At 69.4% G+C, this 13,148-nt stretch carries 13 protein-coding genes; 5 read left to right on the top strand and 8 right to left on the bottom strand.

Annotated features, from left to right (window positions below):
- Positions 1 to 63 precede the first annotated feature (63 nt).
- Together HC028_RS13530 and HC028_RS13525 are read left to right on the top strand one after the other, a co-directional pair.
- Positions 64 to 1,722, top strand: a complete 1,659-nt coding sequence (locus HC028_RS13530; protein WP_168077137.1) for an NAD(P)/FAD-dependent oxidoreductase — start codon at positions 64 to 66, stop codon at positions 1,720 to 1,722.
- Positions 1,719 to 3,137, top strand: coding sequence for an ATP-binding protein (locus tag HC028_RS13525; RefSeq protein ID WP_168077135.1), 1,419 nt, complete (start codon positions 1,719 to 1,721; stop codon positions 3,135 to 3,137). The genes HC028_RS13530 and HC028_RS13525 overlap by 4 nt, the downstream gene beginning before the upstream one ends.
- Before the next feature lie 27 nt (positions 3,138 to 3,164).
- On the opposite strand, the gene HC028_RS13520 is transcribed toward HC028_RS13525, so the two are convergent.
- The 3 genes from HC028_RS13520 to HC028_RS13510 are packed head-to-tail and all read right to left on the bottom strand — an operon-like array spanning position 3,165 to position 5,763.
- The gene (locus tag HC028_RS13520) at positions 3,165 to 3,740 is read right to left on the bottom strand and encodes a GerMN domain-containing protein (RefSeq protein ID WP_168077133.1); all 576 of its coding nucleotides are present in this window, start codon (positions 3,738 to 3,740) and stop codon (positions 3,165 to 3,167) included.
- Positions 3,737 to 5,092 (bottom strand): sensor histidine kinase, encoded by a 1,356-nt coding sequence (locus tag HC028_RS13515; protein WP_168077131.1) that lies wholly within the window; start codon positions 5,090 to 5,092, stop codon positions 3,737 to 3,739. The genes HC028_RS13520 and HC028_RS13515 overlap by 4 nt, the downstream gene beginning before the upstream one ends.
- Positions 5,089 to 5,763, bottom strand: a complete 675-nt coding sequence (locus tag HC028_RS13510; RefSeq protein WP_168077129.1) for a response regulator transcription factor — start codon at positions 5,761 to 5,763, stop codon at positions 5,089 to 5,091. Before HC028_RS13510 ends, HC028_RS13515 begins: the two co-directional genes overlap by 4 nt.
- Positions 5,764 to 5,912: 149 nt before the next feature.
- Here HC028_RS13510 and HC028_RS13505 point away from each other — a divergent pair, with 149 nt between their 5' ends.
- From HC028_RS13505 to nhaA, 3 genes are all read left to right on the top strand, one after another.
- On the top strand, positions 5,913 to 6,329 hold the full coding sequence (locus tag HC028_RS13505) for an STAS domain-containing protein (protein WP_168077128.1): 417 nt from the start codon (positions 5,913 to 5,915) through the stop codon (positions 6,327 to 6,329).
- A 46-nt stretch (positions 6,330 to 6,375) separates the two neighbouring features.
- Positions 6,376 to 6,978, top strand: coding sequence for an STAS domain-containing protein (locus tag HC028_RS13500; protein ID WP_168077126.1), 603 nt, complete (start codon positions 6,376 to 6,378; stop codon positions 6,976 to 6,978).
- 169 nt (positions 6,979 to 7,147) lie between these two features.
- Positions 7,148 to 8,458, top strand: coding sequence for a Na+/H+ antiporter NhaA (gene nhaA, locus HC028_RS13495; protein WP_168077124.1), 1,311 nt, complete (start codon positions 7,148 to 7,150; stop codon positions 8,456 to 8,458).
- A gap of 20 nt (positions 8,459 to 8,478) precedes the next feature.
- Here nhaA and HC028_RS13490 read toward each other — a convergent pair whose 3' ends face one another.
- The 5 genes from HC028_RS13490 to HC028_RS13470 all read right to left on the bottom strand — a co-directional run bounded on the left by HC028_RS13490 (position 8,479) and on the right by HC028_RS13470 (position 13,086).
- Positions 8,479 to 9,006 (bottom strand): class I SAM-dependent methyltransferase, encoded by a 528-nt coding sequence (locus HC028_RS13490; RefSeq protein ID WP_239075573.1) that lies wholly within the window; start codon positions 9,004 to 9,006, stop codon positions 8,479 to 8,481.
- Positions 9,007 to 9,211: 205 nt separating this feature from the next.
- Positions 9,212 to 10,480 carry a glycoside hydrolase family 5 protein gene (locus HC028_RS13485; RefSeq protein ID WP_168077120.1) on the bottom strand — a complete coding sequence of 423 codons (1,269 nt, stop codon included), beginning with the start codon at positions 10,478 to 10,480 and terminating at the stop codon, positions 9,212 to 9,214.
- Positions 10,481 to 10,599: 119 nt separating this feature from the next.
- Positions 10,600 to 10,803, bottom strand: a complete 204-nt coding sequence (locus HC028_RS13480; RefSeq protein ID WP_168077118.1) for a cold-shock protein — start codon at positions 10,801 to 10,803, stop codon at positions 10,600 to 10,602.
- A gap of 229 nt (positions 10,804 to 11,032) precedes the next feature.
- Entirely contained in the window at positions 11,033 to 11,464 is a 432-nt protein-coding gene (locus tag HC028_RS13475) for a hypothetical protein (RefSeq protein ID WP_168077116.1), read from the bottom strand.
- Complete coding sequence (locus HC028_RS13470) at positions 11,461 to 13,086, bottom strand: FAD-dependent oxidoreductase (RefSeq protein WP_205861391.1); 1,626 nt, start codon at positions 13,084 to 13,086, stop codon at positions 11,461 to 11,463. Before HC028_RS13470 ends, HC028_RS13475 begins: the two co-directional genes overlap by 4 nt.
- Between the last annotated feature and the right edge of the window lie 62 nt (positions 13,087 to 13,148).

Raw genomic sequence — 13,148 nt, 5'->3', positions numbered from 1 at the left:
CGGCCCGCGAAGCTCTGCCCGGCGGCCCGGAACCTTCGTGACCGACCGAGACGAGGCGATGTCGTGAGCCGTCCTGCGATGCTCACCGTCGACGATGATCAGGCCGTGGCCCGGGCCGTCGCCCGTGACCTGCGCCGCCGGTACGGGCGGAACTTTCAGATCATCAGGGCGTCCTCGGGAGCCGGGGCCCTCGACGCGCTCCGCGAGCTCAAACTGCGCGGCGGACGGGTCGCGGCCATGCTTGCCGACTACCGGATGCCGCAGATGAACGGCATCGAGTTCCTGGAGCAGGCGATGGACCTGTTCCCGCACGCCCGCCGGGCCATCCTGACCGCGTACGCCGACACGGACGCCGCGATCCAGGCCATCAACGTCGTCGACGTCGACCACTATCTCCTCAAGCCGTGGGACCCGCCGGAGGAGAAGCTATACCCGGTGGTGGACGCCCTGCTGGAGGCGTGGCAGGCGGCCGGTGACCGGGAGGTTGAGGAGGTCAAGGTCGTCGGGCACCGGTGGAGCGCCCCGTCGTACCGGATCCGCGATTTTCTGGCCAGCAACCTGGTCCCCTACCGGTGGTTCGCCGCGGACGAGCCGGAGGGGCGCCGGTTGCTGGACGCCGCGGAGGCGACGCCGGAGGCGGTCCCGCTCGTCGTGACCCCTGACGGGCAGGCGTTGAGCGCACCCACCGCCGCCGAGGTGGCCGCGGTCGTCGGGCTGTCCACCGCGCCGGTCCGCGACTTCTACGATCTGATCATCGTCGGCGGCGGTCCGGCCGGCCTCGGCGCCGCCGTCTACGGCGCCTCGGAAGGCCTGCACACGGTGCTGGTCGAGCGCCGAGCCATCGGCGGACAGGCCGGGCAGAGTTCCCGCATCGAAAACTACCTGGGCTTCCCCGACGGGGTGTCCGGCGCCCAGCTCACCGAACGGGCGCGCCTGCAGGCCGGCAAGTTCGACGCCGAGGTACTCACCACCCGCGAGGCGGTGGGGCTGGAAGCCCGTGGCTCGGCGCGGGTGGTGCGCTTCAGCGACGGGAACGAACTGTCCGCCCACACGGTGATCCTCGCGACCGGGGTGTCCTACCGGCCACTCGCCGCGCCGGGCGTGGCCACGCTGGTCGGGCGCGGCGTCTACTACGGCTCCGCCGCCACCGAAGGGCCGTCGTGCGCGGCCACCGACATCTACATCGTCGGCGGGGCCAACTCCGCCGGCCAGGCGGCGATCTTCTTCTCCCGGTTCGCCCGCAGCGTCACGCTACTGGTGCGCGGCGACTCGCTGGAGCGGTCGATGTCCTACTACCTGATCCAGCAGATCGCAGGCGTGGACAATATCGCGGTACGTACCCGCTGCGAGGTTATCCAGGCGCACGGCGACGAGCACCTGGAGTCGATCACCCTCCGCGACAGCAAGAACGGCACGACGACCACCCTGCCCTGCGGGCACCTCTTCGTGTTCATCGGCGCCCAGCCACGCACCGAATGGCTCGACGGCACCGTGCGCCGCGACCGGCGGGGATTCATCTGCACCGGCCCCGACCTGCTGGTGGAGGGAGACCGGCCAACCGGTTGGGACCGCGACCGTGACCCGTTCTACCTCGAGTCCAGCGTCCCCGGCGTCTTCGCCGCCGGCGACGTGCGGGCCAACTCCGTCAAACGGGTCGCGTCGGCCGTCGGCGAAGGGGCGATGGCGGTCACGCTGGTGCACAGGTACCTGGAGGCACGATGACCCCCGCAGAGCTCAAGACGCTGTTCCTGTTCGAGGACCTGACCGACGAGCAGCTCGGCTGGCTCGCCGCGCACGGCGGCGAGCGCACCTTCCCGGCGGGCGCCACGGTGTTCACCGAAGGCGAGCCCGCCGAGCTCTTCCTCGTGCTCCTGTCCGGCACGCTGGCGCTGTCCAGGCGGGTGCAGACCGACGACGTGGAGACCGTACGTACCGATCAGCGCGGCGTGTACATGGGCGCGGTGCGGCCCTACCTGCGCGAGGGGCCCGGCGGGGGCCAAACCTACCCCGCCACGATGCGGGCCATCAGCGAATGCGAGTTCTTCGTCCTGCCGGCCGAGGACTTCGGGACGATGATCCGCGAGTGGTTCCCGATGGCGATGCACCTGCTCGAAGGGCTCTTCTTCGGTATACGCGCCAACGAGGCCCTGGTCGGTGAGCGCCACCGCCTGGCCGCGCTCGGCTCGCTCGCCTCCGGCCTGATGCACGAGCTCAACAACCCGGCCTCCGCCACGGTCCGCGCCACGGCGGCGCTGCGTGAGCGGGTCGCGGGCATGCGCCACAAGCTGGGCATGCTCGCCGACGGCCGGATAGTTCCCGAGCAGTTGCGGGCGTTGACGCAGTTGGTGGAGCCGATCATCGAGCGCGCCGCGAAGGCCCCCGAACTGTCCCCGATCCAGGCCAGCGACCGCGAAGACTCACTCGGCGACTGGATGGACGAACACGGCGTCACGTCGGGTTGGGACCTGGCGCCCGTACTGGCCGCGGACAGCCTCGACGTCAGCTGCCTGGATGAGATCGCCCGCACCGTGGCACCTGGACTGCTCGACCAGGCGCTGCGCTGGATCGGGTACGCCCTGGAAACCGAGCAACTCCTGACCGACATCGAGGACGCCGGCAACCGGATCTCGTCGCTGGTCGCCGCGGCCAAGCAGTACTCGCAGCTCGACCGGGCGTCGCACCAGTGGATCGACGTGCACGACGGGCTCAAGAGCACCCTCGTCATGCTCGCCCACAAGATCGGTGACGGCATCCGGGTGGTCAAGGACTTCGACCGTACGCTCCCGGAGATCCCGGCCCACCCGGGCGAGCTCAACCAGGTCTGGACGAACCTCATCGACAACGCGGTGCAGGCCATGAACGGATCGGGCACGCTCACGGTGCGTACCGGCCGAGACGCCGACCGGGTGCTCGTCGAGGTCTGTGACACCGGTCCGGGCATCCCGCCGGAACTGCGCCAACGGGTCTTCGAGCCGTTCTTCACCACGAAACCGGTGGGCGAAGGGACCGGATTGGGCCTCGACATCGCGTACCGGATCGTGGTCAACCAGCACGGCGGCGACATCGGCGTGGTATCGAACCCCGGCGACACCCGCTTCCAGGTCAGACTGCCGTTGAGTGAGCCGGCCTCCCACTGATGGCAGGCGATCCAGCAGATAGGTCGGTCACGGATCCTCGATCAGGCTGGCGTAGTCGGCCACGGCGAGGGGGCCCTGGGTCAGTGAGCCGTCGGCGCGAGGGATGCCGATGCGGTGCCCGTCGCGTGTGAAGGCCACACCGTTGACATCGGGCCGGTTGGCGAGGGTGCAGACGACCTGGGCGAACGCCAGAACCTCGTCGTTGCGGCCGGCGCCCTGCAGCCCGGATCCGATCTCGACGAGCGCCGCGCCGCTGGCCAGATGCACCCCGGAGATGACGTTCGCGCCGGCGAGCGCGCTGGTCAGGCCGGCGTCGCGTTCGCTGGCGGTGGGTCCGGCCAACAGTTCGCGTACGAGATCGTTGACCGACGGCTGGACGCGCATCTGGCGGGAGACGGCGACCAGCTTGTCACCCCTGACAAGGTACAGCTTCTCCGACATGGCTCCCGGCACGGCGGCCGTCGGCGCGCTGGACACCACGGCCTGGTACGGGCCGGCCGGGGGCGTGATCTCACGCGCGGACGGGTCCGGCGGCACCCCACAGCCACCCAGCGCCGCAGCGGCGAGCGTCGCGACCAGCGCGACGAGGACCTTGGCTCTCACGGTGTGTTCTCCGGCAGTTCGACCCGGAACCGAGCTCCGCCGCTCGGACGGTCGGTGACCAGGACACTCCCGCCGTGCGCCGCGACGTGTTCGGAGACCAGCGCCAGCCCCAGACCGGTCCCCTCGCCGTCGCCTCGGGCGTTGGCCGAGCGGCCCCGGAAGAACCGGTAGAAGATCGCCTCCCGATCCTCCGCCCGCACGCCGGGTCCTTCGTCGTCGACCTCGACGTACCGTACGCCGGCGGCGTGGCCGATTCGGACGGCGACCGCGCCCCCACCATGCCGACCGGCGTTGTCGACGAGGTTGACCAGGACCTGCTCGAACCGGCGCCGGTCCACCTGCCATGTCGCATCATGGGCGCCGTCGACGCGGACGATGTCGGCTGGTAGGCCGCGCGATCGGCACACCTGCCGGGCGAGCTCGGCGAGGTCGACCGGGGCGCGCTCGGGCGGTTGGTCGCTGCGGGCGAGTTCGAGCAGGTCGGTGACCAGTGTCTGGAACCGGGACACCTCATCGGTGACGAGGGCCACCGCGGTGGCGCTACGCGCGTCGAGGTCGGCCCGCCGCTTGGCGAGCACGCTGGCGGCGGCGGCCAGGGTCTGCAGCGGGGAGCGCAGCTCGTGGCTGACATCAGCGGCGAACCGGCGGTCGCGCTCGATTCGCCGGGCCAGTTGGTCGACCATCTGGTTGAACGACGCGGCGAGTCGTGCGAGCTCGGGTTCGGTGGCCGGGTCGAGCCGGGCGGTCAGGTCGCCGTTGGTGATCTCTTGCGCCGCGGCGGCGACCGAGGCCAGTGGCCGGAGCACGCACCGGGTGGCATGCCAGCCGCCTCCCGCGCCGGCGACGGCGGTGGCGCCTGCCACCAAGGTCAGCACCAGCGCCAGCACCTGGAACGTATTCTCGAGCTCCTGCAGCGAGTGCACCTCGTAGAACACCGTGGACCGCGCCAGCGGCACCGCCACGACCAGGGCCGAGTGCCCGTCGGTACGCACCCGCTGCACGCCCGGACGGCCCTGCTCGGCCAACTGGCGCAGGCTCGCCGGTACCACAGAGGTGCCGCCCGCGTCCGCGGTACGGGCGTACCAGGTCCCGTCCCGGCGCAGCACCGGTCGCCGGATCGCCCCGGTGTCGAGGGAGCGCAGCACCTCGACGATGTCGGGTTGATCGGTGGCCAGGCCCGCCTGCACGACCGTGGCGTCGAAGTAGGTGACGCGCACGGCGGTACGTTCCCGCTCGGCCAGCAGCGAGCGGCGGGTCAACTCGTACGACAACAGCGCGATCGAGGTCGACAGCAGCAGCGCACCGGCGGCGAAGCCCGCCATGAGGCGTACGCGAAGGCTCGGGCTTCTCATCGCAGCAGCTTGTAACCCAGGCCGCGCATGGTGACCAGGTGCCGCGGCGCGGCGGGGTTTTCCTCGATCTTCTGGCGGAGCCGGCCCACGTGCACGTCGACGAGGCGCTCGTCGCCGATGCTGTACTCCCACACCCGCTCGAGCAGTTGCTGGCGCGACAGCACCCGGCCGGCATGCTCGGCCAGCTCGCACAGCAGCCGGAACTCGGTGCGGGTCACCGCCACCGGCTCGCCGTGCAGCCGGACCTCGCCGGCCTCCGGCCGTATCTCCAACTCGCCGAAGACGAGCGCGGGTACGGGCGAGGCAGCCGGGCGGACCCGCCGGTTCACCGCCCGGAGCCGTGCCGACAGCTCCTTGACCGCGACCGGCTTGACGACGTAGTCATCAGCTCCGGCCTCGAGTGCGGCCACGATGTCGTGCGTGTCACTGCGCGCGCTGATGACGATGATCGGGACATCATCGGTGCGGCGCAGCTCACGAATGCATTCGAAACCGTCAACTCCCGGCAGCATCAGGTCCACGAGGACGGCGTCGGCCGGATCTTTCCGCTGAGCGATCAGCCCGTCCTCAGCGGTCGACGCCTCACGTACCGCGTGCCCTTCGTCTTCGAGCGCGAGCGCCAGGGACAACCGGATCCGATCGTCGTCCTCGATCACGAGCAGTGCCGCCATGGCAGCATCATGCCCTCATCGCGTATCGGGCCAGGGCACCGGGTCTCATCGTCAGGGTTGTCATTGATTCGTCATGATTTCGCGGACCCGCTGCCACATGCCTGAGCGAGATTCACCCTCGGACAGAACGGAGAGCCGGGGAGAGATCAATGGACATGTCGACGCGGAACCACGCTACCGCGTCCGGCGATGACTCGACCGTCGAAGTGACCGTAGTAGGCGCACTCGACGCGACGGCGGTTCGCGATCTAGGCGTCGTACTGGCCCTGGCCTTCCAGCAACGACCCCACCACCTGGTGATCGATCTCGCCGAATGCCCTTTTCTTGACGCAGCGGCGATCGAGCTGCTCGTCGATACGCATCGCCGAGCCTGGCGGGCCGGTGGCCTGCTCAGCTTGCGGGACGCTTCGCCGAGGGTGCGCCGGATCCTGGAAATCGCCCGCGTCGGTCATGTTCTGCGCCTCACGCTCAGCCCGCCACTTCAGCCGGGCACCGACGCCCACACCGTCACCGAACCGGCCGCGATCGTGGTCGTGCCCGAACCCCGCGATCCGCTGGTGCGCTGATGTCCCGTTACAGCTGTCCCAGGAGCATCGACGGCGAGCGACCGGCATGGGCGGCCTCGTGACCGCGTTGCCGACCCGAGACCGTTCAGCCATCGACCTCATCTGCGACAGCTGCGGCTACCTGCTTCCCGCGATCAGCAGCAGGTTGCGCGACTGGGAGGTGGTGTGGACGCTCATCAGCAGACACGGCTGGACGGGGTCGCCCATGGCGATCGGCCCCCACCGTTGCCCTCAGTGCGCCGGCGTGGTCAAATCGCCGATCACCGGCGGCACGGACGCGACTCCGCGGCCCGCGCCGATTCCCTGGCGCGCGTCGACCCGGACGGAGGGCGATGTCGCCGTCGTCGACCTATCCGGCAACCTCGACCTCCTGATAGCCGACCAGCTACGGGAGGTGGTGACGCAAGCCTGCAAGGACCATCGCCACGTCGTGATCGACCTGGCGAACGTGCGATTGATCGACTCGACCGCACTCGGAATCTTCGTGCGTGCTCACCGGACGGCCAAGTCAAAAGGCGGACATCTCTGCCTGGCCGCCCCGTCACAGTTCATCGTCTCGGTGCTGCAGACCATGAGGCTGCAGCCGGTCTTCCCGATCTTCGCCGGGCACGAACACGCGCTGGACTGGATCACCGCGGGTTGTCCTTGACGTCGCCACCACCGAGCCACCATCACGGCTCTGGACGCGGCACACCTCGGCGGCATCAGGCAACACACCGGACCGCTGCTTCCAGGTCAGGAAGCGACCGTTAGGGTGATCGCAGGTGAGCCGGGAAGTCTGGTCGGCAGTTCCCGACCCGACTTGCTAAGGAGCCGGAATGCCCGACACTCCTCGTGGCACCGTCCGCTTGTTCGCCCGCTCGTCATGGCCGGAGGCGAGGCGGATCGCGGAGGTCCTCCGCAAGGAGACCATCGGCGGGCTCCTTCTCCTGGTCGCCACGGCGTTCGCCCTGATCTGGGCCAACTCCCCCTGGTCGCACTCCTACCAGGCGCTGCGTGAGGTCAGGGTGGGCCCGCACGCCCTGCACCTGGATCTGACCCTGGCGCAGTGGGCCGCGGACGGCCTGCTGGCGGTCTTCTTCTTCGTCGCCGGGCTGGAGCTCAAACGCGAATTCGTCGCCGGCGACCTGCGCGATCCCCGCCGCGCCGCGGTCCCCGTGACGGCCGCCGTCGGCGGCGTGCTCGTACCCGCCGGCCTGTACGCCTTGATCGCAGCCGCTGCCGGCGGGAACGCGCTGCGCGGTTGGGCCATCCCGACCGCGACCGACATCGCCTTCGCCCTGGCCGTCCTCGCCGTCATCGGCACCCACCTGCCAGCGGCGCTGCGGACGTTCCTGCTCACCCTCGCCGTCGTCGACGACCTACTGGCCATCCTGATTATCGCGGTCTTCTACACCCAGACGCTGTCGCTCACCCCGTTACTGCTGGCGACCGTGCCGCTCGCGTTCTTCGCGATCCTGGTACAACGCCGGGTCCGGTCGTGGTGGCTGCTCCTGCCACTCGCGATCGTCACCTGGGCGCTGGTGCACGCCTCGGGCATCCACGCCACCGTCGCCGGAGTTCTCCTTGGCTTCACCGTCCCGGTGATCCGCAGTCAGGCGGCGGGCGGCCCGGATGCCGGGCCAGGGCTGGCCGAGCACTTCGAGCACCGGTGGCGGCCGCTGTCGTCCGGATTGGCCGTACCGGTGTTCGCGTTCATGTCCGCCGGCGTCGCGATCGGTGGGGCCGGCGGGTTCACCCGGGCGTTCGAAGACCGGGCGGCGCTGGGCGTCTTCGTCGGTCTCGTGGTCGGCAAGGCGATCGGCGTCTTCACCGCGACCTTCCTGGTCGCCCGGTTCACCAAGGCAAGCATCGACGGCGAGCTGGCCTGGGTGGACGTGTTCGGCCTGTCGATCCTCGCCGGAATCGGGTTCACCGTGTCCCTGCTCATCGGCGAACTCGCGTTCGGGCTTGACAGCACCCGCGCCGATCACGTCAAGGTCGCCGTACTCACCGGCTCGGTAACCGCAGCCGCCCTGGCTACGGTCCTACTCCGGCTGCGAAACCGCGTCTACCGGCGCCTGTACGAGGCCGAGACCGCCGACAGCGACCACAACGGCATTCCCGACGTGTACGAGGAGACCCGGTAACGGTCTCCGGGGCGGTACCGCTATGACGCGGGCCGCAGGACAGCGACGAGAAAATCGGAATCGTCGGCGAGCGGGCGCAGGTCCCACGTCGACAGCAGGACGTCCGCAACGAGGCCGCTCACTTCGGCGTCGGCCAGGAACTCGCCGAAGTCGTAGCCCCGACCGGCGCCGAAACCCACGACGACGCGGCCGCCCTCGCGCAGGTGCGCACACATCCGGCGGAGAACTTCCCGTCGCGTACTCGGAGCGACGAACGTCAGCACGTTGCCGGCACAGACGACGACGTCGAAGCCCTCGGTGATCCCCTGCGCGGGAAGGTCCAACTCAGCCAGGTCGCCGACGAGCCAGCGGGGGCCGACATGATCCTGCCGAGCCGCGGCGACGAGTACGGGGTCGAGATCCACGCCGACCACGTCGTGTCCGGCCGAGGCCAGCAACGATCCCACCCGGCCCGCACCGCAGCCCGCGTCGAGGACCCGTGATCCGCGCGCGAGCATCGCGTCGATGAAGCGCGCCTCCCCGGCCAGGTCAGCCCCTGCGGCGGCCATCGACCGGAAGCGTTCGATGTACCACTGCGAGTGGGCCGGGTCGTCCTCGGTGAGCTTGAGCCACCCGTTCTGATCACTCACGTCAACCACGCCGCCATCCTTGCACCACGTGATCGCCGGGTACGCGCCGCCCAGTGCGTCGCGGTACACCGGGTCAGCGCCTGAAGCAACGACGATCATCGACCGGCCGCGTGGTGGACCACGGTCATCGGCCGGTGGGCAGCACCTGGACAGCCAGCGGCGGAAGCCATTGGCAACGGCTCGGCACGGGATCGACGCGGCGCACCTCGTCGGCGTAGCTGGCGAGATACCGTCCACTCCCGTCGCTGTCGAAGTAGGCGTGCGACTCGTAGGCGACGCGGCCGAGCGGGTCGCGGATCCAGGCGCGGGGATGCATTTGCCCCCACGCCGGTGGGCCCATCGGCAGGTACCCGCTGATCATCACGGCCGCCGTGGCGCCGGTGCGGCGGATCGCGTCGACGGCCTGCTGCGATGCCCGCTCCCAGATCCGGGCGCCGGCTCTGCCGCCGGCGGCCAGCCGGGTCGGTTCGTTCAGGATCCCGTACGCGACGACCGCCGGCATGTCGGCAACGGCCTGCGCCGTCCGCTGCCAGAAGTCGGCCAGCGCCGTGGTCGGCAGCGCGGGCGAGCCGAGTACCAGGCGGCGGAGCTGGCCGTGCGACCCGCCGCCGGCGAAGAAGTCGCCGTAGCCGTGCAGGTCGAGGAGCACGGTGAGGCCGGCCTGGCCGGCCTGGCGGAACGCCGAGCGCACCCGGGCGAGCTCATCGCCAGACAGCGGCCCGAACGGCACCGGTTGGAGCCGTTCCCAGTTCACCGCCAGCCGCACCAGTCGTACGCCCCGCGCCGCGAGGTCGTGGTACGTGGCCGGGACCTCGTAGCCGTAGTCCAGACCGTACCGGCCCGGGTTGCCGGCGCCGAAGGCCGCGTTGGAGTCGCCGGCGCCGAACGAGCCGTACGCCAGGTTGACCCCCCGCGGGTAACGGTCGGTACTCCCGTGCCGCTCCACGACGGCCGCCTGTGGCCCCGCAACGTTGACAGTGGCCGGGTCGGGACCGGACCGGTAGATGGCCATCGGGTAGTCCGCCGGCCAGGATCCGGCCGCCCACGCCGTGACCGGCAGGCCGATCCGGTCGGCGGCGGTGTACCAGGTGTCAGCGAGCCTGTTCCACTGTCCGCTGTCCCGGTTGGACGGCCAACCGACCTCCCCGATGAAACCGTAGGTCCCGTTGCGCCGCAGCCAGCCCGCGAAGTTCGCCAGGCCGGCTACGGCTTTTGCCTCCAGAGCGTCGCTCGTGCACACCTTCCGTACCGCCGGTAGCGGCACTCCCGCCGGAATCATCAGAACGGCCAACAGGCCGAGGGCGGCAGCCACGTACGCGGCCGACGCCGCGAGGCACCACACCCGCCGCCGCTGCGCGCCGGAGGGCGGCAGCCACACCTCCCTGAACGACACGAAGGCATAACGCGCAAGCAGTGAACGAGCCTCTTGCGCGCGGCTGCGAATGCGCTTGGTGGTCACCTGCCGATCGCCGGTTGGGCACTCCGACCCGGGCTACTCAGCGGCCCGGCCGGTCAGATGACTCGTACCTGCTCGGCCTGCGGACCTTTCTGTCCCTGTACGACCTCGAACTCGACCCGCTGGTTCTCGTCGAGACTGCGGTAGCCGTTGGACTGGATGGCGGAGAAGTGGACGAACACGTCGTCACGCTCCCCGTCCGGAGTGATGAACCCGAATCCCTTCTCGGGGTTGAACCACTTCACGGTGCCCTGCGCCATGCCATTCTCCCTTGTCAGACAATCGCTCCGCGAACAGGGATGCTGATCCACCCTGGCGTACGCACCGTTGGATCGCTCACCCGGTCAGCGGCCCGGAACCTATGGAAATCGCCAGGCCCAGCAGGGTGCTGGGCAGGTGACCTACCCAAGCGGCCCGGCCGCTAACGCCGTCCCATCCGCGAGTAACAGGCTGTTACTCGCGGACGGGACGGCGTCCCGGTCGTTTCAGCTATCGGGGTATGGGGCGGTAGATCTGCCCCCGCTCGAGGACGGGCTTGAGGACGTCGTCGTCGAGGTAGTGGTCGGACTCGTCGGGGAACGCCGGCTGGGGCTTGGGCGCGTCGCCGGGGAGTCCGAGGTGCCGGCGGATGCGCGGGTTCATCAGGTATGCGCCCGAGATGGTGTACGCGAACGAGTCGAACACTGCCGGGTTGGCCGCACGCAGCCCCTCGAGCACCGCGGCCGGGTCACCGTCGAGCCCGACGACGCCGAGCACGACCTCGGTGAGGTCGGGCCGGGCGGCCAGCGTGCGGTCGATCCAGGTCGTGTGCACATCGGCCGCACTGGCCGAGGGCATCCCGTGCCCGCCGGCGATGAGTTCGTCGGCGAACCGCGCCAGCCGGTCGCGGTCGAGGCCGTCGATGGTGGTCGGGGTCGTCATGAGGCCACCTCCAACTGGCGGGCGTTGTCGGCGATGTAGGTAGCGGTGCGCTTGGCGAGGGCACAGATCGTCGCCGTCGGGTTCACCCCCGTCGACGTGGTGAACACACTGCCGTCGATGAGGTACAGGTTGGGCACGTCGTGCGCCTGTCCCCACCGGTTGACCACCGAGGTCTCCGGGTCGTTGCCCATCTTGCAGGTCCCCAAGTTGTGACCCGAGGACACCCTGCGCCGGGTGATCCATGCCTTTTTCGCCCCGGCCTCCCGCAACGACTCGAGCGAGCGCTGCAGGTGGAAATCAAGCATCAGCCGGGTGTTCTCCGAGGTCCGGTAGTGAATCTTCGGAGCCGGCAGACCGTCCGAATCGGTCAACGTCGGGTCGAGCGAGACGTAGTTCGTCTCCTCCGGGAGGTCTTCGTTGATGATCTGCCACTCCATCATGTGGCCGATGGAGTCCTGCATCTTCCGCGTGAACTCCGTGCCCCAGAAAGGCTCGTCACGGGTACCCTCGCCCTTGTCCCACCGCTCGACCATCTGCTGTGGGCCGCCGGTGCACATGAGGATCCACTTGCATCCGCGCACGAACCCACGGGACTTGTCCGTCTCGTAGAACTGCAGGGACACCAGCTGCTCGCCGGCCGGACCCACCCAGTCCTCGAGGTCGTCATCGAAGATTCCCGCCGACGAGCCGTGTGGGTGAAGCATCAGCCGCTTGCCCACCAGTCCGGACGAGTTGGCCAACCCGTTCTGGAACCGCTCCGACGCCGACATCAACAGCAGCCGGGGCGTACCGATGCCGTTGGCCCCGACGATGACCATCTTCGCCGGCTGGAAGTGCTCAACACCGTTCTGGAAATACGTCGCGCCGTTCGCACGACCCTTCTCGTCCACGGTGATCTGCGATACCCGTGCCCCGGTGATGATCTGGGTGCCGCGGTTCAACGCCAGCGGGAAATGCGTGATGTACGTCGACGCCTTGGCGCCCGCCGGGCAGCCCATGCGGCAGATTCCGTACCGCAGGCACTGCTTCTGGTGGCCGTAATCCATCGAGGGGGTCGCGTTGTCACCGGGCCACCAGTGCCAGCCAAGCCGGTTCAGTGCCTCAGCCATCCGGCGGCCGGTCTTGTGGATCGGGAACGGCGGCAGCGGCGGGGCCGCGCCCGGCGGGTACGCCGGATTGCCGACGAGCCCGGACACGCCCATATCCCTGTCGTTGATCTCGTAGAACGGCAGCAGCTCCTCGTAGCTGATCGGCCAGTCGTCGGCCACCCCGTCGAGGGTCTTCACCCGGAAGTCGGACGGCAACGCCCGGGTCCAGCACGCCGCGAACAACACGCTGGTACCACCCACAGCGTTGTACATGATGACGGGCAGATCGGACTCCGAGTCGTTGACCGGGTAGTCCTCCGGCTTGCCACGAAGGTTCGGGTTCGGGCTCCACTGCTTCGCTGCGAGCAGTTCGTACTCGGGCTTGTTGCCCGGGAAGTCACTCTCGTTCGGCCAGTGGCCCTGCTCGAGGACGACGACTTTGAACCCCGCCTCGGCGAGATGCCGCGCGGCGACCCCACCCGAGGTACCGCCACCGACAATCAGCACATCCGCCACATCGGTTCGTGCGACCACGCAATCACTCCTCTGGATCGTGTATCAGGTGCAACTCACTGCGGTTTGCCGTTGGTATGTGA

Origin of the sequence: Planosporangium flavigriseum (genome assembly GCF_011947225.1) — a bacterium.
Lineage (GTDB): Bacteria > Actinomycetota > Actinomycetes > Mycobacteriales > Micromonosporaceae > Planosporangium > Planosporangium flavigriseum.
This window is presented reverse-complemented; position numbering and strand designations above follow the sequence as displayed.

Excerpts from the sequence above, each read along its gene's own strand:
- HC028_RS13500 (WP_168077126.1), top strand. The coding sequence starts at position 6,376 with ATGGGCGGCCTCGTGACCGCGTTGCCGACCCGAGACCGTTCAGCCATC.
- HC028_RS13510 (WP_168077129.1), bottom strand. The coding sequence starts at position 5,763 with ATGGCGGCACTGCTCGTGATCGAGGACGACGATCGGATCCGGTTGTCC.
- HC028_RS13480 (WP_168077118.1), bottom strand. The coding sequence starts at position 10,803 with ATGGCGCAGGGCACCGTGAAGTGGTTCAACCCCGAGAAGGGATTCGGG.
- HC028_RS13525 (WP_168077135.1), top strand. The coding sequence starts at position 1,719 with ATGACCCCCGCAGAGCTCAAGACGCTGTTCCTGTTCGAGGACCTGACC.
- HC028_RS13505 (WP_168077128.1), top strand. The coding sequence starts at position 5,913 with ATGGACATGTCGACGCGGAACCACGCTACCGCGTCCGGCGATGACTCG.
- nhaA (WP_168077124.1), top strand. The coding sequence starts at position 7,148 with ATGCCCGACACTCCTCGTGGCACCGTCCGCTTGTTCGCCCGCTCGTCA.
- HC028_RS13475 (WP_168077116.1), bottom strand. The coding sequence starts at position 11,464 with ATGACGACCCCGACCACCATCGACGGCCTCGACCGCGACCGGCTGGCG.
- HC028_RS13490 (WP_239075573.1), bottom strand. The coding sequence starts at position 9,006 with ATGGCCGCCGCAGGGGCTGACCTGGCCGGGGAGGCGCGCTTCATCGAC.
- HC028_RS13515 (WP_168077131.1), bottom strand. The coding sequence starts at position 5,092 with ATGAGAAGCCCGAGCCTTCGCGTACGCCTCATGGCGGGCTTCGCCGCC.